This window comes from Streptomyces sp. CA189, assembly GCF_056428985.1.
In genome coordinates, this window is sequence record NZ_JBWJVM010000002.1 from 261,682 (window position 1) to 283,039 (window position 21,358).

Below are 21,358 nucleotides of genomic sequence, written 5' to 3' on the forward strand. Positions count from 1 at the left end.
ACCGACCCATGTCTGTGGACACCACCCTTGTCGTGCCGGTAGAGGTGGCCGCTCTGGCGGTCAACAAGGCGACCCGCGACAGCGGAAGCCGACACGTCATCCACCGCTGGACCACGAACTTCCGCGGATTCGAGCAGGGAGTGCCGCCCGAACCCGAGCCGTTTACGAGCCCCGAGGAGTGGACCGGGCGCCCCGACCGCCTGGGTGTCTACCTCCAATGGGAGCTGCCCGCCGCTCTCACCCGCGGCCGGCACGACGAGGAGGAGGGGATCGGCGACTTCCCGCTGGTCCCCAACCGATGGCTCGTCGTCCGCCACCAGGACAGCACCCGCACCCTCAAGGGATGGGTGGTCGAGAGCGACTACCTCGACCCGATGGACGGCACCGTCTCCTTCCAGGACCCGCAGACGGACCACCCCGAGGCCACCCTCATCGGAAGGTGCCACGAACTCAACGGAGCCTGGACCGAACCGGGCGGACCGCGCCCCCCGTTCCTCACCGCGATCGGCCCCGGCCTGCTGACGTTCTCCGTCTTCCAGCCGTACAACGAGAACGTCTTCTCCCTGCACGACACCCTGGACGGCGTACCCGCCAACGAGAGGCTCAGCTACTTCGTCGCCGGCTGGTACGCCGACCCTGCCGGCGACATCCTCGCCGGTACCGACGACCTGGCCGACCTCCTCGACCGCCTCGGCTGGATCGCCCCGCCGGGCTCTGGCAGCGGGATCCGCACGTCCGTCCACACCGGCACGGTGCTCGGCCTCGACTGGAACCTCGACGGACCCGTGCCGGAGTCCGACTGCCCCGCGCGCGGGGACATCACCGTCATGCTCGCCAACAGTGTCGTGGAAGCCCTGGGCGACCTGAGCGCCTCGGCCGACGGCGCGCTCGCCGCAGACGACGCGGACCTGTTCCGGGCCTTCCTGCTCGGCGGGGCGGAAGCCCTCGACGAACTCGACAGGCCCGACGCCGCGCTCCTCACCGAGCGGCGCGCCCACGACACCGGCTTCGGCCCGGTGCCCGGCGGGTACGCCTGGTTCATCGGAGCACGAGGCGAGGATGTCGGCGAACTGCCCACCGCGGCCCGCAGCGGCCAACGGGCCGCCGAAGGCGCACTGCTCGCCGAACTCAACACCCGGCAGGCCGGACACGACGCCCTGGAGCGCGAACTGACGGCCGCCCGCGAACGGCTCTACCACCTGTGGTGGCTCAGCCAACGGGAGAACCGGTCCCCGGAGTTCCCCGACCACATCGACGACGAACTCGACCCCGCCAACCCGGACGGCGCCGCAGGCCGGGTCATGGCTCTCGCCCGGCAGCTCACCACCGTACGCGCCGACCTGCCCTGGGGCCGGTCGGAGGAGGAACTCGCCGCCGCCGTCGACGCCCGGTACCCCGACTTCGGGACGCGCGCCGCCCGCCGCCTCATCCGCACACCCCGGCAGGACTTCGAATACTCCGCGGACCCGGTGATCGCGCTCCAGGGCGGCAAGCTCCACGCCCCGCTCACCCGCGACACCAATCTGCCCTGCCGCACTCCCGAGCGGCTCGTCACCCGCGCTTCCGGGATCGACACCACCGCCGTGGCGGCCGTCGCCTCCCAGCTGGTCCTCACCCACCTCCCCGCCTGCTTCCCGGCCCTCCTCAGTGAGTTCCTCATCCTGGACCGGGCGCTCAAGGGCGGTGCCATCACCGAGGTGACCGGGCTCCTGCCCGAATACGGCACCGAGGCCTGGCGTATGCCCTGGCAGCCCCTCTACCTCCTCTGGAAGGCCGAGTACTTCCCGCTGCCCTTCCGCGAAGAGGGCACCGCCCACTGGGAGTTCATCGAACGCTCCCGCTACCAGTGGAAGGGCACAGGCAGCCCCGGCACCCCTCTCGTCGTCTCCGGCCGACAACTCCTCGCCCCCAGCGCCGGGCACATCCTCGAAGGCGAACTCGCCACCTACACCCGCAACCGGCAGGACCTGCCGGACGACACCATCCGCCGACTGCGCTCCGAGGCCCGTGAGACCGACGTGCTCTCCCAGACCATGGACGGCTTCGGCGCCGCCATCGGCCAGCGCATGGCCGGCGGCGGACTCCAGCCCCCCGGCGACGTCGCGGAACTCGTCGGCAACGGCGACTTCTCCCCGCCCGACCCCGGCGGCCTGCCCGCCAGCGACTGGGACGAGTGGCCCGCCTCCCGTTTCCAGGAACTGCGGGCCGGCCAGATCGCGTTCCTCGACCTCGCCGTGGTCGACCGTTTCGGGCGCTCCGTCAACCTCATCGACCGGCCCGAGCACTTCCGGCCCGAGATGACCCGGGCCATGCGCCCCGCCCACCCCGTCAGCGGTTACGACAGCAGCCGCCTCGTGGAACTCAGACCACGCCTGCTCCAGCCGGCCCGACTGCGCTTCGACTTCCTCGACGCGGCCGACGACACGGACGTCGAACTGACCCCCGGCACCAACCCCGTCTGCGCGTGGCTGCTGCACAACCGCCTGGACCGGTCCCTCGCCGTCTACTCCTCCGATGCCGCCGCCCTCGGCGACCTGCGCGTCACCCTGGGCAGGGACGGGCAGCGCGCGGTCACCTGGACGCCGTACCCGGGCTCGGACATCACGGCGTTCGATCAGCTGCGCGGGGTGTCCGAGCACGCGCACGACTTCCTCAAGGCGATCAAGGACAAGGGCCCGCAGACCTTCGAGGACTTCCGCGCCACGGTGGACCGCACCTTGGAGACCATCGATCCCGAGGGCCCGGCCGATCCGAACCTCGGCTTCCTGCTCGGCCGCCCGCTGGCCCTGGTCCGCACCCGCCTCACGATGGAGATCCACGGACCGCTGCGCACCGACGTCAGCTGGCAGACCCTCTTCGACCCGCCGACTCCGCAGGTGGACACGTACTCCTGGGTGATCCGTGTCGGTGAGGGACAGCAGGCCGACGACGGGCTGGTCGGCTACGTCCTGGACGAGGACTACGAGCACTTCGAGACCGCGATCGACCCGGTCGGGACAGGCGGCGGCTACCTGCGGCCCATCGGCGACGTCCCCAGGCTGCGCCTCAACTTCGGCGACCACACCAGTGCCACGCTCACCGTGCTCCTCGACCCGCGCGCCGCGGTGCACGCGACGACCGACATCCTCGCGACCCGGAAGGTCTTCGTGCCGCAGGAGTTCACCGACGCGGCACTGAACCGGATGTCCGTCAACTTCCGGACCGGACCGCTGCTCGCCGGAACCGTCGGCCTCGCGTCCGAGGCGGAAGGCACGCTGATCGAGACGGCCCTGCTGTCCACGCCGGAGACCGTCGTGGGCACCTGGAGCTGGACCGAGCGGCGCGGCACGGGGACGGCACGCCTGCCGGTGCTCGCCCAGGATCCGCACGATCTGCCGCTCACCGAGCCGGAGATCCGCTCCGGATTCCTGACCCTGGACAACGCCGCCGCACACACCCGGGCCGACGGGAGCGCCTCATGACGCTCATCCTGTCCGGCGCGGACGCCGGCGTGCTCGCCGAGCCGGGACTCTCGTACGGCCTGACCTCGGACCCGGCGCGAGTACCGGTCTCCGCGGAGAACCCGACGACCCCGGCAGAGACCTGCTCACTGGTCGTCGTCGCCGGCCTGCCGGCCGGGGCCGCAGACCTGGACGTGCAGTGGATCAAGGTGAAGGTCCCGGCCGGTCCGATGTCCCCGGACCTGAGCGAGGACCTGGCCAAGACCACCCCGCACATCAGTCTGTCGGGCTGGACCTCCCGGCTGAACGCGAGCACCAAGGAGTTCGAGTTCAGCCCGACGGCCGCGCACCATACCTTCCGGGCGGGTCAGGACGTCACGATCACCCTCTCCGAGATCCCGGTCAACCGGGTGCTGGGCAACGCCCCGATCACCGTGTCCGAACGCTCCCGCACCGGATCGGCGGCCTTCACCACCGCGCGGACCGGGTTCGACGTGGGCAAGTACCCGGCCCGTTCCTACGTCCGGTACCTCCGGGCCGACCCACCGGTCGTCGGCAACGGGGGCGCGACCGTCCTCACCTGGGAAGTGTCCCCCGACGCGCGGTGCGAGATCCTGTACGGCGGCGGGCAGCCCGTCGATGTCACCGGCGAGACCACACTGACCCTCGGCGGGTTCACCGACAACACCACGGTTCATCTGCGCGCGGCCTTCGAGGGCGGCGGCGCGGAAGCCGTTCAGGTACTCAGCACCGACATCACCGTCACCGACCCGGACCGCGTGGTCAACGACCTCACCGTCACCGGATCGGCGGAGATCCGCAGCCTAGGACCGGACGTCTTCACCCATGGCGGCCTCCAGTCCTGGCCCCGTGGTCTCGCGCCCGTCACACCCGTGCCGGCCACCTGGCTCATGCCGATCGACCGCGTCATCGTGGGTGGGGTCCACGTGACCGGCGGGAACTTGGCCGGCCCGGAAGGCTCCGGCTCCCGGGCCGAGATGCGCTTCCGGGTCCTGCACCACCAGTCCGCGGATCAACCGCCGACCGCCGAGTCCGGCGACGCTCCTGCCCTGGGCCGACTGTATCCCGCTGGTGCTCCGGTGCTCGGGTCGGATACCGGCGGGCTGGGCACCGTCACCTTTCCCGCCCCCAGCGGCAGCGCGGTCTTCGTCCACCGGTCCCACGACGCGGACGTCTCACCCACGTGGGTGGGTGGAATGCAGCGGTGGTACGGGCCGATGGACCTGCTGTGCAACGGGCCCCGCGGGGCGGGCGTCCGCCGTGAGGGTACGGTCCTGGCCTTCGCGCCGGTCACCGAACCGGATCCGCTGAGGGTCTCGCGAACCGGCAGGATCGTCATCGCGGCGTCCCTGCGCAGCGCGACACCGCTGGAGATCCGGTCCATCGCCGTGTCCGTACCGAATGGACCGGGAGCGGCACACCTGACGTCGGCGCCCGGACGCATCACCCCGTCGGTCAACCAGCCCGGCTGGCGGAGCACGTTCGACGCCCTCGGCTCCCGGTTCGTCTTCACCCCGCCCGCCGACGCTCCGATGGTCGGCCCGGACACCGGGCTCGCCTTCATCCTGGCCGGCATTCCGGTCAACGGGCTCGTCGGATCCGTCCCGATGACGGTGACCGAGACGTCGCGGATCGGTGGTGACGGGGAGTTCACGGACCGGACGACCAGATTCGACATCGGCAAATTCCCGCCGGAGTTCCGGCTGGGGAACCTCCTCTGCACCCCGGCGAACATCGACCGCGGGGGTACCACCCTCCTGACCTGGGACAGCTCGGAGGAGGCGGAGCTGACCTTGCAGTACGACGATGTCGAACTCGACGTGACCGGGATCGACAGCCGCGTCGTCACCGGGATCACCGCGGACACCACCTTCCACCTGCGCGGTGTCAACGGCACCGGCTCCGGACAGGCCGTCAGGATCCTGGACGCCAAGGTACGCGTCGACCAGCCGGATCTGACCGTACGGAACCTCACCGTCACCGGCGGACACTGGTTCCGCAACGACCTCGGCCCCTTCCTCCGGGGCCCGCGCGCCCGCGACTGGGAGACGGGAACCACCCCGGCCCGGGCGCAGCCGTTCAGCGCGACAGCCCCCACCGACGGGTTGATCGTCTGTAGTGTCGCGCTGCGGCAGCGGGCCGAGACGGAAGCCGAGCTGAACCGCAAGGCCACCCTGATCGTCGAGATCGACGGCGATGCCTACCGCTGCACAGCGCCCCTGCTCCGTCACCTCGGAGAGCTTCCGGTCGAGTACCCGATCACGCTGCCCGTACCGCTCGGGGCTCACATCCGGCTCCACACCGAGGCCGAAGACCCGGTGGACCGTACGAGCGTCTCCTGCCGGATGGCCTGGCACCCCTTCGGCCCGGATCTGGACCTGGTCGTGGAGCCGGACAGCGCACCGGCCGGCGCAACCGAAAGCGAGCTGCCCTCATGACAGCGACGATCAAGGCGGGGGTCACGGGCACCTCCGGAACACCAGGACTGGCCTGGCAGTTGTTGACCGATCCGGATCCGCTCCGCGTCTCACCGGCGGACGCGGCTTCGCCGCCACTGCTCGGCGAGCTCATCCTCGTCGGTGGTCGGCGCGGCCGCGCCCCGCTGACCGTGAGCCGGATCACGGTTCACTTCCCCGCCGGTGGCGGCTCCGGCGAACTCGGCGACGCTCCGGAGCGGGCCACCGCGAGGATCAACCTCCCCGACTGGGCAGCGTCATACGATTCCTCGGCCGGTGCTTTCGTCTTCACGCCCCCGGGCGGCTCGGCGATCGTCGAGGAGGACACGGGAATTACGCTTCAGATCTCCGGTATCCCCGTCAACCGGAGCACCGGCATGGTGCCGGTCACCGTGACCGAGCGCTCCAGGACCGGCGAGGGGGCATTCCGGGAGGCCGCGGTCTCCTTCCCCGTGGGCAAGTTCCCCGGCGCCTTCCAGTTGGGCTGGTTCACCGCCGACCCACCGGTGGTCGACAGCGGCGGTTCGGTCACCCTGACCTGGGACCGGTCGGCCGACACCACGTACGAGCTGCTCCACCAAGGGGCGTATCACGACGTATCCGCCGAGGAGTCGGTCCGGCTCACCGGGCTCACCTCGGACACCACCCTCCACATGCGTGCCACGTACGGCGCGGGTGGATCCCGCGTCAGCCGTACCCTCTCCGCCCGGGTGTCGGTCAGGACGCCGGACCTGACCGTCCGCAACCTCACGGCCAACGGCACCGCGAGGCTCTCCACCCTGGGAGTGATCCGCAGGCCCCACGTGCAGACCTGGGAGACGGGCCTGGCCCCATCGATGGACGACCCCTTCCGGAAGATGAGCCAGACCGCCGGATTCCTGGTCTGCGAGCTCATCGTGCCCGCGGGCGCCCCGATCGACGCGGATCGCGTCGTACTGGAGGTCGGCCGGGGGATGGCGGGCCATACGCGGACCGCTCCCGTACTGCGCCAGTCCGGTTCGGCACCCGGGTACTACAACCTCACCCTCCCGGTCGGGGCGAACCAAGAAGTCTGGTTCGGTGTGCGGGAGAGTCCCGGCTCGGCTCACGTCGCCCTCCGCACGTCCTGGTTCCCGATGGGGGCGGACCTGCCACTACGGGAGTTGACCTCAGGGGAGCGCGCCGCCGGGGATCAGGCTCTGGCCGCGTCCCGGGCCCAGGCCGTCGATGCGACGGCGGACACTCCATGAGGGTCGGCCCCACCATGGGTCAGAGGTATGCCCCCGCTGTCCGGGTCACGCAGTAGCCCGCGCCCCTCCCGCGCACGAGTGCGGGAGGGGCGCGGAGGGCTCGGCGCAGGTTCCGGGTCGGCTGATCTCGCGTCAGAAAAGTCAGCGACCGGTCAGCGTGAGTCCTGGAAGACCTGGGGAAAGCTGACCGAACTCGCGAACGGTTGTAGGCTGCCGGGACCGCCCTTGACCTGCGTGAAGCAGGCAGGGAGCAGACATATCGGGAGCTTCTTCATGTTTCGTACCATGTTCAAGTCCAAGATCCACCGGGCCACCGTCACCCAGGCCGACCTGCACTACGTCGGGTCCGTGACCGTCGACGCCGATCTCCTCGACGCGGCGGACCTGCTGCCCGGCGAGCTCGTGCACATCGTGGACATCACCAACGGGGCACGGCTGGAGACGTACGTCATCGAGGGCGAGCGCGGTTCGGGGGTCATCGGGATCAACGGGGCCGCCGCGCACCTCGTGCACCCCGGTGACCTGGTCATCCTCATCAGCTACGCGCAGGTGGACGACGCCGAGGCACGCGTGTTCGAGCCGCGCGTCGTCCACGTCGACGGCGACAATCGCATCATCGAGCTGGGTGTGGATCCGTCCGCCCCGGTTCCGGGAACGGACCAGGAGCGCAGCCCCCACGCGGTGGCTGTCTGAGGGGAGTCGGGACGATGACGCAGACCGGGTCGAGTGAATCGATCAAGATCGTGGACGACCGCGCGGCCGGGAGGCTGCTGGCCGTCGAGGACGGGGCGGTGGTCGGACACATCGCCTACTTCGTGCTCGCCGAGGCCCCCCACGCCCTGGTGGCGGTCCACACCATCGTCGAGCCGGGGCACGAGGGACGCGGGATCGCCGGGAACCTGGTGAAGACCTTCTACGGGATCGCGGCCGACGAGGGCGTTCCCGTCGTCCCGCTCTGCCCCTATGCCGCGAGCTGGGCCGCCAAACATCCCGAGCAGGCGCCCGAGGCGCCGGCCGGGGTGGTGGCCGCCGCCAAGGCGCAGCTCGACTCGGACTCCGACCTGTGGTGACGGCAGCCGCGCCGGACGTCCTGACCCTGCTGCACACCTCACCCGTGCACGTCCCGGTCTTCGACGCCCTGCGCGACCGGCACCACCCGGGCGCCGTCCTGCGCCACCTGGTGGTGCCGGAGCTGCTGGAACGCGCCCGCGAGCTGGGACCCGCGTCGCAGGCCCCGGCCGTGCGCGAGCTGCTGGCGGGCTCCGACGGGCCCGTCCTGGTCACCTGCTCCTCGATCGGGGCCGTCGCCGAGTCGCTGGCCGGGGAGCTCGGCGTGCCGGTGCTCCGCGTCGACCGCCCGCTGGCGGCCGCCGCGGTCCGTACCGGGCCGCGGATCCTCGTACTGGCCACCGTGGAGTCGACGCTGGCCCCGACGGCGGAGCTGCTGGCGGAGGAGGCCGGGAGGGCCGGCCGGCCGGTGTCGATCCGTACCCGGGTGGTCGAGGGGGCCTGGGACCGCTTCGCGGCGGGCGACGCGGCCGGCTGCCTCGGTCTCGTGGCCGACGCGGCGGACGCGGTCGCCGACACGGACGTCATCGTCCTCGCCCAAGTCTCCATGGCGGGCGCGCAGGCCCTGGTCACCACCGCTGTGCCGGTCCTGTCCAGCCCCGCGTCGGGCCTCGCGGCCGCCCTGGGGCAGTAGCCCGGCGGGCGCCGGAACCGGGACAGGGGGAGGCTGGAGGTATGACACAGCCTCCCGTCCCGGACCCGGCTCCGCTGCCGAGTCCGTTCCCCGATCCGGCGCCGCTGCCCCGGCCCGAGCCGCCGACACCGGGGCCGGTGCCCGAACCCGACCCGGTGCCGCCGCCGCCCGGCCCCGCGCCGCCGCCCCCGCCGGAGCCGCTGAGCTGACGCGGAGCCGGGGCGGTCCGCCGCGTCAGTCCGTACGGACTTCGGAGCGGTCGCCGCTCCACAGCGTGTGGTACGAGCCCTCGCGGTCGGTGCGCCGGTAGGTGTGCGCTCCGAAGAAGTCGCGCTGGCCCTGGGTCAGGGCCGCCGGGAGCCGCTCCGAGCGCAGGGCGTCGTAGTACGCCAGCGAGGCCGCGAAGGCCGGTACCGGAATGCCCTGGCGGACCGCCGCCACCAGCACCTCGCGCCAGTCGTGCTGCGCGGCGCCGATCTCGTCGGCGAACCCGGCGTCGGCGAGCAGGCTCGGCAGCTCCGGCCGGGCGTCGTACGCGGCGCGGATCCGGTCCAGGAACGCGGCCCGGATGATGCAGCCGCCGCGCCACAGCGAGGCCACGGCGCCCGGGTCCACGCCCCAGCCGTACTCCTCGCTGCCGGCCTGGATCTGGTGGAAGCCCTGCGTGTAAGAGACGATCTTCGAGGCGTACAGGGCCTGCTCCACCTGGGCGGCGAAGGCGTCAGCGGCCTCGGCGGACAGCGGCTCGGCCTGCGGCCCCGCCAGCCCCCGCGCGGCCGTACGCAGCTCGCCGTGGCCCGAAACCGCGCGGGCGAAGACCGCCTCCGCGATCCCGGACACCGGCACGCCCAGGTCGAGGGCGATCTGCACGGTCCAGCGCCCGGTGCCCTTCTGCTCGGCGGCGTCGGCGACCACGTCCACGAACGGCCGTCCCGTCGCGGCGTCCGTGTGCGCGAGCACCTCGGCGGTGATCTCGATCAGGTACGAGTCCAGCCGGCCCCTGTTCCAGGACCGGAACGTCTCGGCGATCTTCGCGGGGGAGTAGCCGGCCACCTCGCGCAGCAGGTGGTAGGCCTCCGCGATGAGCTGCATGTCGGCGTACTCGATGCCGTTGTGCACCATCTTCACGAAGTGCCCGGCACCGTCGGGGCCCACGTGCGAGGTGCAGGGAGTGCCGTCGGCGGCCTTGGCGGAGATCTTCTCCAGCAGCGGGCCGAGCGAGGCGTACGACTCCTCGGATCCGCCGGGCATGATGCTCGGACCGAGCAGCGCGCCCTCCTCGCCGCCCGAGATGCCGACGCCCACGAAGTGCAGGCCCTGCTCGCGCAGCTCCTTCTCGCGGCGGCGGGTGTCCTCGAAGTGGGCGTTTCCGCCGTCGATGATCACGTCGCCCGGCTCCAGCAGCGGGGCGAACTCGCGGATCACCGCGTCGGTGGGCGCGCCGGCCTTGACCATGATGATCAGACGGCGCGGGCGCTCCAGGGCGTCCACGAACTCCTTCGAGGTCCCGGCGGCCACGAAGGAGCCCTCGTGTCCGAACTCCTCCACGAGCGCCGTGGTCTTGGCGGTCGTGCGGTTGTGGACGGCGACGGTGAATCCGTTGCGGGCGAAGTTGCGGGCGAGGTTGCTGCCCATCACCGCGAGTCCGGTGACGCCGATCTGGGCCGTGCTGCTGGTCATGTGCGTGCGCTCCTGAGTGCGTCGACAGTGCATTCGATGTGCGGCGGAATGCAGGAACACCGACGCTACCCCGGTGGAGATCCTTACCGGTGTCCTACATTCGGCGGGAAATCAACTTCCGCTCGAATGCGTTGTGTTGTGCGCCTTGTCATGCTCCGGCCGTGGCGTTAGGTTGCGGGGTTCCTGATGTCTTCGATGGGGGCTCCCATGGGTGTACGGGGCCGGCACCGCCGGTATCAGCCGAGCAGCATCAACCGTGCTTCGCTCGTCGTCACCGCCGGCGGAGCCGGGATAGCGCTGCCCCTGATGGGCGCGGGCGCGGCACACGCGGCCTCGGTGGACACCTGGAACAAGGTCGCCGCCTGCGAGTCCACGAGCAACTGGCACATCAACACCGGCAACGGCTACTACGGCGGGCTCCAGTTCAGCCAGAGCACCTGGCGCGCCTTCGGCGGCACCGCGTACGCCGCCCGCGCCGATCAGGCCACCAAGGCACAGCAGATCGCCGTGGCGGAGAAGGTGCTGAAGGGCCAGGGGCCGCAGGCCTGGCCGGTCTGCGGGAAGCAGGCCGGACTCAGCCGCAGCGGCCCGGCGCCCGCTCTCGGCGCGCAGGGCAAGGCGGCGGGCCCCGCGAAGGCGGCGGCTCCGAAGACCGCGGCGCAGGCGGCTCCCGAGGCCGCCCCGAAAGCGGCTCCGCAGACCGCTCCGCAGACCGCTCCGCAGACCGCTCCGCAGACCGCTCCGCAGACCGCTCCGCAGGGCACGACGCCCCGGCCGACCGGGACTTCCGTCCTGCCCAGCCCCTACGTCGTCGCCCCCGGCGACTCGCTGTCGGCGATCGCCACCGAGCAGCACGTCGAGGGCGGCTGGCAGTCCCTGTACGAGACCAACCGGGCCGTCGTGGGCGGCGATCCGGACCTGATCTTCCCCGGGCAGCGGCTCGCCCTGCGCGTCACGGCCGCGCCGCCCGCGCCGAATCCGGAGAAGCCGCCGCGCACGGCCGAACCCGTGAAGCCCGTGGAACCGGCGAAGCCCGTCGAGCAGGCCGGTAAGAAGCCGGCCGAAAAGCCCGTCGAGAAGCCCGCCGAGAAACCGGCCGAGAAACCCGCGGAAAAGCCCGCCGAGAAGCCCGCGGAAAAGCCGCAGGCCCCCTCCGGAGCCTTCAGCGCCCCGGTCGCCGCGGGCCTCGGAACTGCGTACCACGTCGCGGGTTCGTCCTGGTCCAGCGGCTACCACACCGGCATCGACTTCCCGGTGTCCACCGGCACCACGGTCAAGGCCGTCAGCAGCGGGCAGGTCGTCTCAGCGGGCTGGGCCGGTGCGTACGGGTACCAGGTCGTCATCCGGCACACCGACGGCCGGTACTCCCAGTACGCGCACCTCTCGGCGCTCTCGGTCAAAGCCGGTTCGGCGGTCTCCGGCGGGCAGCGGATCGGCCGCTCGGGCTCGACCGGCAACTCGACCGGGCCGCACCTGCACTTCGAGGTGCGCACGGGACCCGGCTACGGCACCGACATCGACCCGCTGAAGTACCTGCGGGCCCACGGAGTCGCCATCTGAAGCCTGGGCCGAGGCCGAGGTCCGAGTCCCGGCCGCAGCCGGTGCGGGTGCCGCTGTCGGTCCCGACGGTACGAGCACGTGCCCGTCCCGGGGCGCGACGGTGAGCAGGACCAGCCCGGTCGCCGCTGCTGCCGCGCTCACCAGCGCCGCGGCGGCGCCGGCCGCCCCGTAGCGGAAGCCCTCGTCGAACAGCGCGATGCCGACCGCCGCCGCGACCACCGGGTTGGCCACCGTCACGGTGGCCAGCGGCGCGGTCAGCCCGGCGCCCCGGTAAGCAGCCTGCGACAGCAGCAGTCCGGCGGCGGCGAGCGCGGCGATCGCGGTCAGCTCCGGCCACAGGGTGACCAGCGCGTCCGGGGCGAAGCTCTCGGCCACCGACTTCGTGAACACCGAGGCCATCCCGAAGGCGGCCCCGGCCGCCGTGGCCAGCAGCACGCTGTGCGCGACGACCCGCCGCACCCGGCGCGCGGCGAGGAACAGCACGGACACCAGGGCGCCGGTCGCCGCCAGGAGCAGGCTCTGCTCCGCGCCCGAGAGGGACTGCTCGGCCCGCCCGCCCCCGCCCGTCAGGGCCAGCAGCCCGGCCAGCCCGGCCGTGGCCAGGACGGCCCCGCGCCAGGCGGCGGCTCCAGCCCGGCGCCGTACGAACACGGCCGCCATCGGCAGCGCGAACACGATGGTGAGAGCGCCGAGCGGCTGCACCAGGCTCAGTGGTCCGTAGGCCAGCGCCACCACGTGCAGCAGGGCGCCCAGGCCGTTCAGCGCGATCGCGGCGTACCAGGCGGGCCGGCGCACCGGGGCGTACGGCCGGCCCGTGGTGACGGACGCGACCCGCTCCTGGACGATCGCTCCGGCCGCATACGCCACGGCGGACACCAGGCACAGCAGGACCGAAAAAGCTAGGGCACTCATAAAAGTCACAATGCCCGAGTCCGGAGAGCTATTCCTCCCCCTAGAGGCGGGCACGGGTACGCCGCTGGGCGTACTCCGAACGCAGTAGCCGGGAGCGGGGGAGTGCGTTTGTCTTCCCGCCCGGGGGATCCGTACACTAGCCCTTTTGGGGACTTCCGCATCCGGCGGACGCGGACGAATGATCAAGGAACTGCAGCGGGTATGACGGTGACCGAAGACAGCCAGGAGCAGGGCCACGCCTTCGGGCCCGGCATCGACCCCGACCGCCTGGCCCTCTGCCTCAGCGTGCTCGACGAGCTCGACAAGCTCGACGTCGACCACCCGGACGCGATCACCGTGCGCCGCGCCACCGCCGGACTGTACCGGACGGTCAAGCAGCGCCGCCGCCAGGACCGGCGCGCCTCCAAGACCGCCAACGACAAGGCCGTCACCGAGGCGACCGCGACCGGCTCCGCCGAGCGCATCGACGACGAGACCGAGGGCCTGCTGCCCTCCTCTGTCACGGAGGCCGGACGGATCGCCGGAATCCTCCAGCGCCCTCGCTCCTGCTACATCTGCAAGACGCGCTACGTAGAGGTCGACTACTTCTACCACCAGCTCTGCCAGGACTGCGCCACCGTGAACCGGACCAAGCGGGAGGCCCGCGCCGACCTCACCGGCAAGCGCGCGCTGCTCACAGGCGGCCGCGCGAAGATCGGCATGTACATCGCGCTACGGCTGCTGCGCGATGGCGCCCACACCACGATCACCACCCGCTTCCCCAAGGACGCCATCCGCCGCTTCAAGGCGATGGAGGACTCGGCGGACTGGATGCACCGCCTGGAGGTCGTGGGCATCGACCTGCGCGATCCGGCCCAGGCCGTGGCGCTCGCCGACCAGGTAGCGGCGGCCGGTCCGCTCGACGTTCTGATCAACAACGCGACGCAGACCGTACGCCGCCTGCCGTCCGCCTACGCGGCGCTGGTCGAGGGGGAGGGCGCCCCGCTGCCGGCGGGCGAGCTTCCCGCCCACCACGTCATCGGCGCCTTCAACTCCGGCGCGGTCGACGGCCTGGCGGCCCTGCCCATCGGCGTGAGCGGGCTCGAGGCGCAGAAGGTCGCCGACCTGGCCCTGGTCGCGGGCAACGCCAGCCTGGAGCGGCACCTCGCCGGAACCGCCATCGACGCGGGCGGCCTGCTGCCCGACGTCGTCGACAGCAACACCTGGGTGCAGACCATCGACCAGATCTCCCCGGTGGAGCTGCTCGAAACCCAGCTGTGCAACTACACCTCGCCGTTCATCCTGATCAGCGCGCTCCGGCCGGCCATGGCCGAGGCGGCCCGGAAGTCGGACGGCGGGCGGGCGTACATCGTGAACGTCTCCGCGATGGAGGGTGTCTTCAGCCGCGGCTACAAGGGCGCCGGACACCCGAACACCAACGCGGCCAAGGCCGCGATGAACATGGTGACGCGGACCAGCGGCCAGGAGATGTTCCAGGCCGACCGGATCCTGATGACCTCGGTCGACACGGGCTGGATCACCGACGAGCGCCCGCACTTCGACAAGCTCCGCCTCGCCGAGGAGGGCTTCCACGCCCCCCTCGACCTGGTCGACGGCGCGGCCCGGGTCTACGACCCGATCGTCCGCGGCGAGCTCGGCGAGGACCTGTACGGCGTCTTCCTCAAGGACTACGCACCCGCCAACTGGTAGGCCGCACCTCCCGCGTCACCCGCGCGCCCCTGGTCCCCCTCTTGAGGGAGACCAGGGGCGCGCTCCGTTCAGGCTGTGCGCCCGTAGGCCCCGGCGGCGACCAGCTCCAGCACCGGCCGCCAGTCCTCCAGCACACCCGCGTCCAGGCCCGGGGACCGGCCCGCTTCGGCCGCGTGACCGAGGGACTCCGCGTCGGGGTCCGGCCCGGGCGCCGCCGCGCCGGGCCCGTGGAGCCGTACGAGCCGGGCCACCCGTTCGCCCAGCAACGGGCGGATCGCCTCCGCTGGGTGGTCGATCAGCAGCCCCGCGACCTGCAGTTCCTTGTCGAAGGGGTGCGAACGGCGCAGCAGCGCCGCCACCCGCAGCCCGTTGCCGTCGCCGCGCCCGTTCCGCAGCAGGTCCATCAGTTCCCCGACGCTTCCGACGACCACCGGCACTTCGGACTTCGCCACTGTCGTTCCTTCCGTCGCCCGACCGCGCATCACCCGTATGGCGCCGTCGAGCAGATCAGCCGTACGCGACGCGCCGCCGTGCGAGGTGATGAACTCGTGGCGAAAACAAGCTGTCCGGAGTGGATTTTACCTTTCCATCGAGCGGGGGTGCGCTCATATGTGTACTCTGATCGCCATGAGAGCCCCACACGGGCACTCGCTCCACCAAGGCGCCACCGCGTCCGGAAACCCTCTCTTCCCGCACCGGCGCGCGGTTCGCCCGCCGGGTTACGCGACACAAAGGAGTGCGCGGTGACGCCAGAACTGACGACGACCGACCAGGCGCCCGGAGAACGGACGGGGTCGCGGAGCGCGAAGCGCCCCGAGACGCTCGGCAACCTGGAGGTCTGGGCCCGGTCCGCCCCGATCCGTCTCGCCGGCTACGAGGACGACCTCGCGGAGCCGCACATCCTGCCCGGCATCGACTAGACACGCTCTGGACCCGTACGGCGCGGTCCGCCCGTCGTCCCCGGTGTGAAGACCCGGGACGGCGGGCGGCGGCCTGTGGTGCCACCGCCGACCGGGCCGTTCAATGCCGGACGGCGCCCGGAAGTTCCCGCTGCCGGTACGCCGTCGGCGTCATCGCTGTGGGCGATCAAAGGTTCCGCGCACCCCCGCTCCCGGGCAGGCTGACCTGCATGAAGCTGCTGATGCTGGGTGGAACCGAATTCGTCGGGCGCGCGATCACCGAAGACGCCCTGAGCCGTGGGTGGGACGTCACCGTCTTCCACCGCGGGCACCACGCGCCCCCGCCGGGAACCACGGCCCTGCACGGGGACCGCACCGCCCCCGGCGGTCTGGACGCCCTCGCCGAGGGTGAGTGGGACCTCGTCGTCGACACCTGGGGCGGCGCCCCCACCGCCGTGCGCGACAGTGCCCGCCTGCTGTCCGGCCGGGTCGGCCGGTACGTGTACATCTCCAGCCGCTCGGTGTACGCCTACCCCGCCCCCGCCGGTCTGGACGAGCACGGCCCGGTGGTCGAGGGCTCGCCCGACGCGGAGGCCACCGCCTACGCCGAGGACAAGCGCGGCGGTGAGCTCGCCGCGCTGGACGCCTTCGGCGACCGCGCCCTGCTGGTGCGCGCCGGGCTGATCATCGGCCCGTACGAGAACGTCGGCCGGCTGCCCTGGTGGCTGAACCGCGTCGCCCGCGGCGGCCCCTTCCTCGCCCCGGGTCACCCCGAACTGCAACTGCAGTACATCGACGTGCGCGACCTGGCGCGCTGGGCCCTCGACGCGGGAGCGGCCGGGCTCGGCGGCGCCTACAACCTGGTCTCCCCGGTCGGCCACGCCACCATGGGCGGCCTCCTGAAGGCCTGCGCCGCCGCCACCGGCGCCGAGGCCGAGCCGCGCTGGACCGACTCGGCGGTGATCGAGAAGGCCGGGATCGAGCCCTGGACCGAGCTGCCCATCTACCTCCCCGAGGGCGAGCTCCACGACTACATGTTCGGCGGGGACGTCACCAAGGCGCTGGAGGCGGGCCTCGTCTGCCGTCCCGTGGAGGAGACCGTCGCCGACACCTGGGCCTGGCTCGGGTCGATCGGCGGAGTCGCACCCCACCGGCCCGACCGGCCGCAGAAGGGCATATCGGCGGACCGGGAGGCGGAGCTACTCGGGCTCTGACCGGGGTTCTGGCCGGGGCTCCGACCAGGACGCCTCCGTGAGCCGGGTCGGCGGCAGGTACTCGCGCACCAGGGTGCGGTGCCACCACGCCCCGGTCTCGCGCAGTTCGCGCCAGGTCGTGAACCGGTAGCGGTACAGCCGCGCCCGGACGTAGCGCGGCGGCGCGTCCGGGAAGGGGTTGTACCGGATCAGCTTCAGGGTGTCCCGGTCGCCCGCCAGCAGCCGCTCCACGAACGGCCCGAACCAGTCGCGGGCGTAACCGGGGGAGAGCGCCGCGAACCACATGAGCCAGTCGAGGCGCAGGTGGTACGGGGCGAACTGGCGCGGGATCCGGCGCACGTCACCCGGCTTGCCCCTGAACCCGTACTCCCGCCACGCGCCGTCCTCCCGGGGCCGCCGGTCCGCGGTCCCTTCCACCACCACCTCCTCGCGGATCCGGCCCACCGTGCCGAACGCCCCGTAGGTGTTGACCAGGTGGAGGGGGTCGAAGGACCGGTTCATGACCTGGCCGCGCGAGACCATGTTGGCCACCGGATGCCGGCTCAGCACCAGCACCAGCGCGGTCACCGCGCACACCAGCACCACGTACCAGAGCGGCCCCTGCCGGGAGGCGGCCGGCGGCGGGGCGCCCGCGAACGCGCTGAAGTCGAAGGCCGGCAGGGCCGCCGTGATCGTGATCCAGTTCAGCCAGGCGAAGTTCCCCGACACCACCAGCCACAGCTGGGTCGCCACGATGATCCCGGCGGCGTACGAGGCCACCGGCTGCGGGGTGAACAGCAGCACGGGAACGACCAGTTGGGTCACGTGGTTGGCGGCGCACTCCACCCGGTGCAGCGGCTTCGGCAGATGGTGGAAGAACCAGCTCAGCGGGCCGGGCATCGGCTGCGTCTCGTGGTGGAAGTACAGGCAGGTGAGCCGGCGCCAGCAGGGGTCGCCCCGCATCTTGATGAGTCCCGCGCCGAACTCCACCCGGAAGACCACCCAGCGCAGCAGCCACAGCACCAGCACCGGCGGCCCGGCCCGCGCGTTGCCGAGGAAGACGGCCAGGAAACCGACCTCCAGCAGGAGCGACTCCCAGCCGAAGGAGTACCAGGTCTGCCCCACGTTCACGATCGACAGGTACAGCAGCCACAGCAGCGCCCACATCGCCATCGCCGCGCCCAGCGGCACCGCGTCCCCGGCCCCCGCGGCGAGCGCCGCCGCCAGGGCCGCCCCGGTCCAGGCGCAGGCGGCGAAGAACCGGTCGGAGTAGTGCAGGTGGAACAGGCTGGGGGCGCGACGGAAGGGCACGTACCGCAGGTAGCGCGGCACGGGCAGCATGCCGTGCGCCCCGATCAGTGCCCGGAACTGCAGGGCGGCCCCGACGAAGGCGACGAGGTAGACACCGGCCAGGGCCCGCTGGAAGATCAGCCGCCCCAGCCAGTATCCGGGCGCCGTGAACCAGTCCATCCCCTCCAGTATCGGGCCGGCGCGGGCCGGGCGCCCGCGGCGAGCCGCCGGACGCAGTGCCCGAGGCGGCGGGCGTAGGCCTGCTGGAGCAAGGGGACGACAGGGCCCGCGAGGCGGGTGTACCAGCTTCCAGGGCGGCTGAACGCGGTCACCTCGAACCACACCGAGCCGTCCGCCTCCATGTCCACCACGAAGGACTCCTCGCCGCACGCGGGATGCCCGGTGAGCGTTCCGTACGCGAAACCGGTCCGCCGGGGCTCGTACGCGGTCCAGATCACCTCGCACGGGGCGTCGATCCGCACCGGGCCCATCCCGATCCCGACCACGACCCGGTCGCCGGGCCGGACGGGGAACGCTCCGGCGGTGACGAGCATGCCCGAGGCGCGGTGCGCGCGGAACGTGGTGACGGCGGCCCCGGCGGCGTCGAGGGCGGCCTGCCCCTGCCCGATCCGGGTGCGGTGGCGGGTGATGTTGTACCCGGCGGGCAGCGGACGCCGGGCCGTGGCGCCCCGGTCGGGGTAGTTGAAGGTGCTGCGGCCTTCGCTGATGAGGCGGGTCATGCCGGGATCTCCGTTCGGTCGGGCAGGGCGGGCGGTGCGGCCGCTGCGGCCGCTGCGGCCGGGGCGGGCGGTGCGGGCGGGGCGGGCGGGGCGGGCGGGGGCCCCACGGGTGGTCCGGGCCGGCGGGCGGTCAGGCGGCGCCAGGCCAGCAGCGAGCACAGGCCGAAGCCGAGGGCGTTGCCGAGGCCGTGGGTCGCGGCCATCCAGGTCAGGGTGGGGTGCGCGATCCCGGTGGCCTCGCCGAGCGCCCACCACAGGGCGAGCAGCATGGTGGCCACCAGAACGGCCGCCGAGCCCGCGAGCAGCGCGCCGGTGATCCGGTCCCGCACGGCGGCCCCGGGGCGGACGTCCCGCCAGGTCAGCAGGGCCACCGCCCACATGCCGCCGGTCAGCGTCACCGCGCCCACCAGCTCGGCCCAGTCGTCGATGAAGTAGCCGAGCAGCACGAGCGCCGTCCCGGCCGGCACGCTGTACGCCGCCCAGCGCGCGAGGGCTCCGGCGGCGGAAGCCCGGCACACCAGCCCGGCGACCAGGGCCGCGGCGAAGCCGGCGAAGTGGAAGTGCGGCACGGTCAGGGCCAGGAGGTCGAGGTCGAAGCCGAAGAGCCGGTATCCGGCGCGTTCGGCGACCAGGGCGGTCCCGGCGACCGAGGGCGCCACGAGTGCGGTGATCACCGCCACCCCGGCGGGGCCGAAGCCCCACCCGGGTGCGCCGACCGGGGCCCGCCGGGTCGGGGCCTGCGCCGCGCGGGCCGGGCTCCGCGCCGACCGGGCCAGGGCCCGTACCGCGGGGGCCAGGGCCCGTACCGCGGGGGCCAGGGCCCGTACCGCGAGGGTCGAGGCCCGTACCGCGAGGGCCAGCGTCGCCGCCGCGTAGAGCGCGGCGAGGACGGTGGCCGGGGCTCCCCGGGGCAGCCACAGGCAGGCCGCTCCGGGGACCGCGAAGAGCGGCCAGATCCGGGCCGTCCGCCCGAACCGGACCGGATCGATCAGGCGCAGGCCGGCCGGGACGACGTAGAGCATGCCCAGGGTGACGATCAGATTCACCAGTGCGGTCACCGCGGATCCCCCTCCCGGAAACGAACGCATTGAACGCGTTCAACTCGCGATCGTGAGCCTAGACCCTCTCTTGAACATGTTCAAGAGAGGGTCGGGTGCGTGATCTCCGGTTGCGGTCGCCCCGCACATGCGGCAGACAAGAGGGAGCAACCGGGGCGAAAAGGGAGATGTAACGTGCACGCACCGACACCTCGTCAGGCGCCGCGTCGTCACGCACCGGCCCGTGCGGCCCTCTTCACCGTCCTCGGACTCCTCGCAGCGGCCTGCGGAGCCTCCGGTGACGAGGGACGGACCAAGGGCCCCGCCGCCGAGAGCCAGGACGTCCACCTCCAGCCCGTGGCCTCGGCCGGCCCCGACCCCTTCACCTCTTCCTCCGCCACCGGCGAATCGGCCCCCGTCCAGCCCCCGCTGCCCAACGCGACCGGCCAGGGCATCCGTACCGTCAACGCGGCCACCCCCGGCCTGTACGGCGGAACCCAGCGGCTCGGGAGCTGCGACGTGGAGGCGCAGGTCCAGTCCCTGACCGCCGACGACGCCAAGGCCCGCGCCTTCGCCGAGGCCTCCCAGGTGGAGCAGGGGAAGATCCCCGACTTCCTGCGCGGCCTCACCCCCGTCGTGCTCCGCGCCGACACCCGGGTGACCAACCACGGCTTCGTCGGCGGCAACGCCAACGCCTTCCAGTCCGTCCTCCAGGCCGGCACCGCCGTCCTCGTGGACGACCACGGAATGCCCCGGGTCCGCTGCGCCTGCGGAAACCCGCTGCTCGCGCCGCGCGCCGCCCCCGGCGCACCGGTGCTCAAGGGGGAGCCCTGGAGCGGCTACCGGCCCACCCAGGTCGTGGTCATCGAGCCGACCATGCAGGTGATCGACAACCTGGTCATCGTCAACATCGCCGACAACACCTGGATCGAGCGCAGGACCGGCGACGACGGAGCCCAGGACCGCACCCCGCAGACGCCGCCCCCGTACGACCCGGCCGACGGGATCCCCAGCGGGCCCGCGACCCCGCCCGGCACCTCGCCGGCCGACCCGTGCCGGACCCCGGACAGCAACAGCCTCGCCCGCACCGAGCCCCCCACCGGCCCGGCGAGCCCCGGCCGCAGCCCCGCGCCGAACGCGGCCGACTGCCCGCCGAGCGCCCCGCAGACGGTCCCGAACACCCCGAACAGTCCGAACACGCCGGTGACCCCCGACCAGCCCTCGTCCGGCATCCCCTCGGGCCCGCCCACGGCACCGCCGCCCGCCACCGACCAGCCCTCGGACGTGCCCACCGACATCCCCACCGGCATCCCCACCGACATCCCCTCCGACCTGCCCGGGCAGACCCCGAGCGACCCGGGGACCCTGGTGGGCCCGGACGGGTCGTCGCAGCAGCCCAGCGACCCGTACGCCGACCCGTACGCGGACCCGTACGCCGACCCCTACTCCGTCCCCGAGCAGGATCCCTCGGCCCCGTACGACGGCCAGTACCTGGAGAGCGCCTGACCGG

At 72.6% G+C, this 21,358-nt stretch carries 17 protein-coding genes and 1 pseudogene; 12 read left to right on the forward strand and 6 right to left on the reverse strand.

The features are described from left to right. Positions 1-8: 8 nt before the first annotated feature. The 7 genes from AC061S_RS03410 (at position 9) to AC061S_RS03440 (ending at position 9,057) form a co-directional block, all read left to right on the forward strand. Complete coding sequence (locus AC061S_RS03410) at positions 9-3,461, forward strand: hypothetical protein (RefSeq protein WP_478684295.1); 3,453 nt, start codon at positions 9-11, stop codon at positions 3,459-3,461. Then, positions 3,458-5,899 (forward strand): hypothetical protein, encoded by a 2,442-nt coding sequence (locus tag AC061S_RS03415; RefSeq protein ID WP_478684296.1) that lies wholly within the window; start codon positions 3,458-3,460, stop codon positions 5,897-5,899. The genes AC061S_RS03410 and AC061S_RS03415 overlap by 4 nt, the downstream gene beginning before the upstream one ends. Then, positions 5,896-7,146 carry a hypothetical protein gene (locus AC061S_RS03420; RefSeq protein ID WP_478684297.1) on the forward strand — a complete coding sequence of 417 codons (1,251 nt, stop codon included), beginning with the start codon at positions 5,896-5,898 and terminating at the stop codon, positions 7,144-7,146. The genes AC061S_RS03415 and AC061S_RS03420 overlap by 4 nt, the downstream gene beginning before the upstream one ends. 273 nt (positions 7,147-7,419) lie before the next feature. After that, on the forward strand, positions 7,420-7,839 hold the full coding sequence (gene panD, locus AC061S_RS03425) for an aspartate 1-decarboxylase (protein ID WP_478684298.1): 420 nt from the start codon (positions 7,420-7,422) through the stop codon (positions 7,837-7,839). A gap of 14 nt (positions 7,840-7,853) precedes the next feature. After that, a complete protein-coding gene (locus AC061S_RS03430; protein ID WP_478684299.1) occupies positions 7,854-8,216 on the forward strand; it encodes a GNAT family N-acetyltransferase in 363 nt (120 codons plus the stop codon). Then, complete coding sequence (locus tag AC061S_RS03435) at positions 8,210-8,848, forward strand: arylsulfatase (protein WP_478684300.1); 639 nt, start codon at positions 8,210-8,212, stop codon at positions 8,846-8,848. Before AC061S_RS03430 ends, AC061S_RS03435 begins: the two co-directional genes overlap by 7 nt. 41 nt (positions 8,849-8,889) lie before the next feature. After that, complete coding sequence (locus tag AC061S_RS03440; protein WP_478684301.1) at positions 8,890-9,057, forward strand: hypothetical protein; 168 nt, start codon at positions 8,890-8,892, stop codon at positions 9,055-9,057. A 25-nt stretch (positions 9,058-9,082) separates the two neighbouring features. Here the strand turns inward: AC061S_RS03440 and gndA are convergent, their stop codons facing one another. Then, positions 9,083-10,528, reverse strand: a complete 1,446-nt coding sequence (gene gndA / locus AC061S_RS03445; RefSeq protein ID WP_478684302.1) for an NADP-dependent phosphogluconate dehydrogenase — start codon at positions 10,526-10,528, stop codon at positions 9,083-9,085. 207 nt (positions 10,529-10,735) lie between these two features. On the opposite strand from gndA, the gene AC061S_RS03450 reads away from it, so the two are divergent. After that, complete coding sequence (locus tag AC061S_RS03450) at positions 10,736-12,088, forward strand: transglycosylase family protein (RefSeq protein ID WP_478684303.1); 1,353 nt, start codon at positions 10,736-10,738, stop codon at positions 12,086-12,088. Between the two features lie 138 nt (positions 12,089-12,226). On the opposite strand, the pseudogene AC061S_RS03455 reads toward AC061S_RS03450, so the two are convergent. Next, positions 12,227-13,000 (reverse strand): annotated as a pseudogene (locus AC061S_RS03455) (DMT family transporter); the annotation flags it as partial. A 201-nt stretch (positions 13,001-13,201) separates the two neighbouring features. Here AC061S_RS03455 and AC061S_RS03460 point away from each other — a divergent pair. Next, positions 13,202-14,689 (forward strand): SDR family NAD(P)-dependent oxidoreductase, encoded by a 1,488-nt coding sequence (locus tag AC061S_RS03460; RefSeq protein ID WP_478684304.1) that lies wholly within the window; start codon positions 13,202-13,204, stop codon positions 14,687-14,689. Between the two features lie 68 nt (positions 14,690-14,757). Here the strand turns inward: AC061S_RS03460 and AC061S_RS03465 are convergent, their stop codons facing one another. Next, positions 14,758-15,120: a hypothetical protein gene (locus AC061S_RS03465; RefSeq protein ID WP_478684335.1), complete on the reverse strand. Its 363-nt coding sequence runs from the start codon at positions 15,118-15,120 to the stop codon at positions 14,758-14,760. A 312-nt stretch (positions 15,121-15,432) separates the two neighbouring features. On the opposite strand from AC061S_RS03465, the gene AC061S_RS03470 reads away from it, so the two are divergent. Both AC061S_RS03470 and AC061S_RS03475 read left to right on the forward strand, forming a co-directional pair. Continuing rightward, positions 15,433-15,609: a hypothetical protein gene (locus AC061S_RS03470; RefSeq protein WP_478684305.1), complete on the forward strand. Its 177-nt coding sequence runs from the start codon at positions 15,433-15,435 to the stop codon at positions 15,607-15,609. 209 nt (positions 15,610-15,818) lie between these two features. Beyond that, positions 15,819-16,802, forward strand: a complete 984-nt coding sequence (locus tag AC061S_RS03475) for an NAD-dependent epimerase/dehydratase family protein (protein WP_478684306.1) — start codon at positions 15,819-15,821, stop codon at positions 16,800-16,802. Here AC061S_RS03475 and AC061S_RS03480 read toward each other — a convergent pair. Genes AC061S_RS03480 through AC061S_RS03490 form a run of 3 tightly spaced genes read right to left on the reverse strand, consistent with a single transcriptional unit; the run spans position 16,788 to position 19,869 of the window. Further along, on the reverse strand, positions 16,788-18,251 hold the full coding sequence (locus tag AC061S_RS03480) for a lipase maturation factor family protein (RefSeq protein WP_478684307.1): 1,464 nt from the start codon (positions 18,249-18,251) through the stop codon (positions 16,788-16,790). The two genes, AC061S_RS03475 and AC061S_RS03480, sit on opposite strands and share 15 nt — an antisense overlap. Further along, positions 18,209-18,811 carry a DUF1990 family protein gene (locus tag AC061S_RS03485; protein ID WP_478684308.1) on the reverse strand — a complete coding sequence of 201 codons (603 nt, stop codon included), beginning with the start codon at positions 18,809-18,811 and terminating at the stop codon, positions 18,209-18,211. The genes AC061S_RS03480 and AC061S_RS03485 overlap by 43 nt, the downstream gene beginning before the upstream one ends. Then, positions 18,808-19,869 carry a YndJ family protein gene (locus AC061S_RS03490; RefSeq protein WP_478684309.1) on the reverse strand — a complete coding sequence of 354 codons (1,062 nt, stop codon included), beginning with the start codon at positions 19,867-19,869 and terminating at the stop codon, positions 18,808-18,810. The genes AC061S_RS03485 and AC061S_RS03490 overlap by 4 nt, the downstream gene beginning before the upstream one ends. Positions 19,870-20,043: 174 nt before the next feature. On the opposite strand from AC061S_RS03490, the gene AC061S_RS03495 reads away from it, so the two are divergent. After that, complete coding sequence (locus tag AC061S_RS03495) at positions 20,044-21,354, forward strand: DUF6777 domain-containing protein (RefSeq protein WP_478684310.1); 1,311 nt, start codon at positions 20,044-20,046, stop codon at positions 21,352-21,354. Positions 21,355-21,358: the final 4 nt, after the last annotated feature.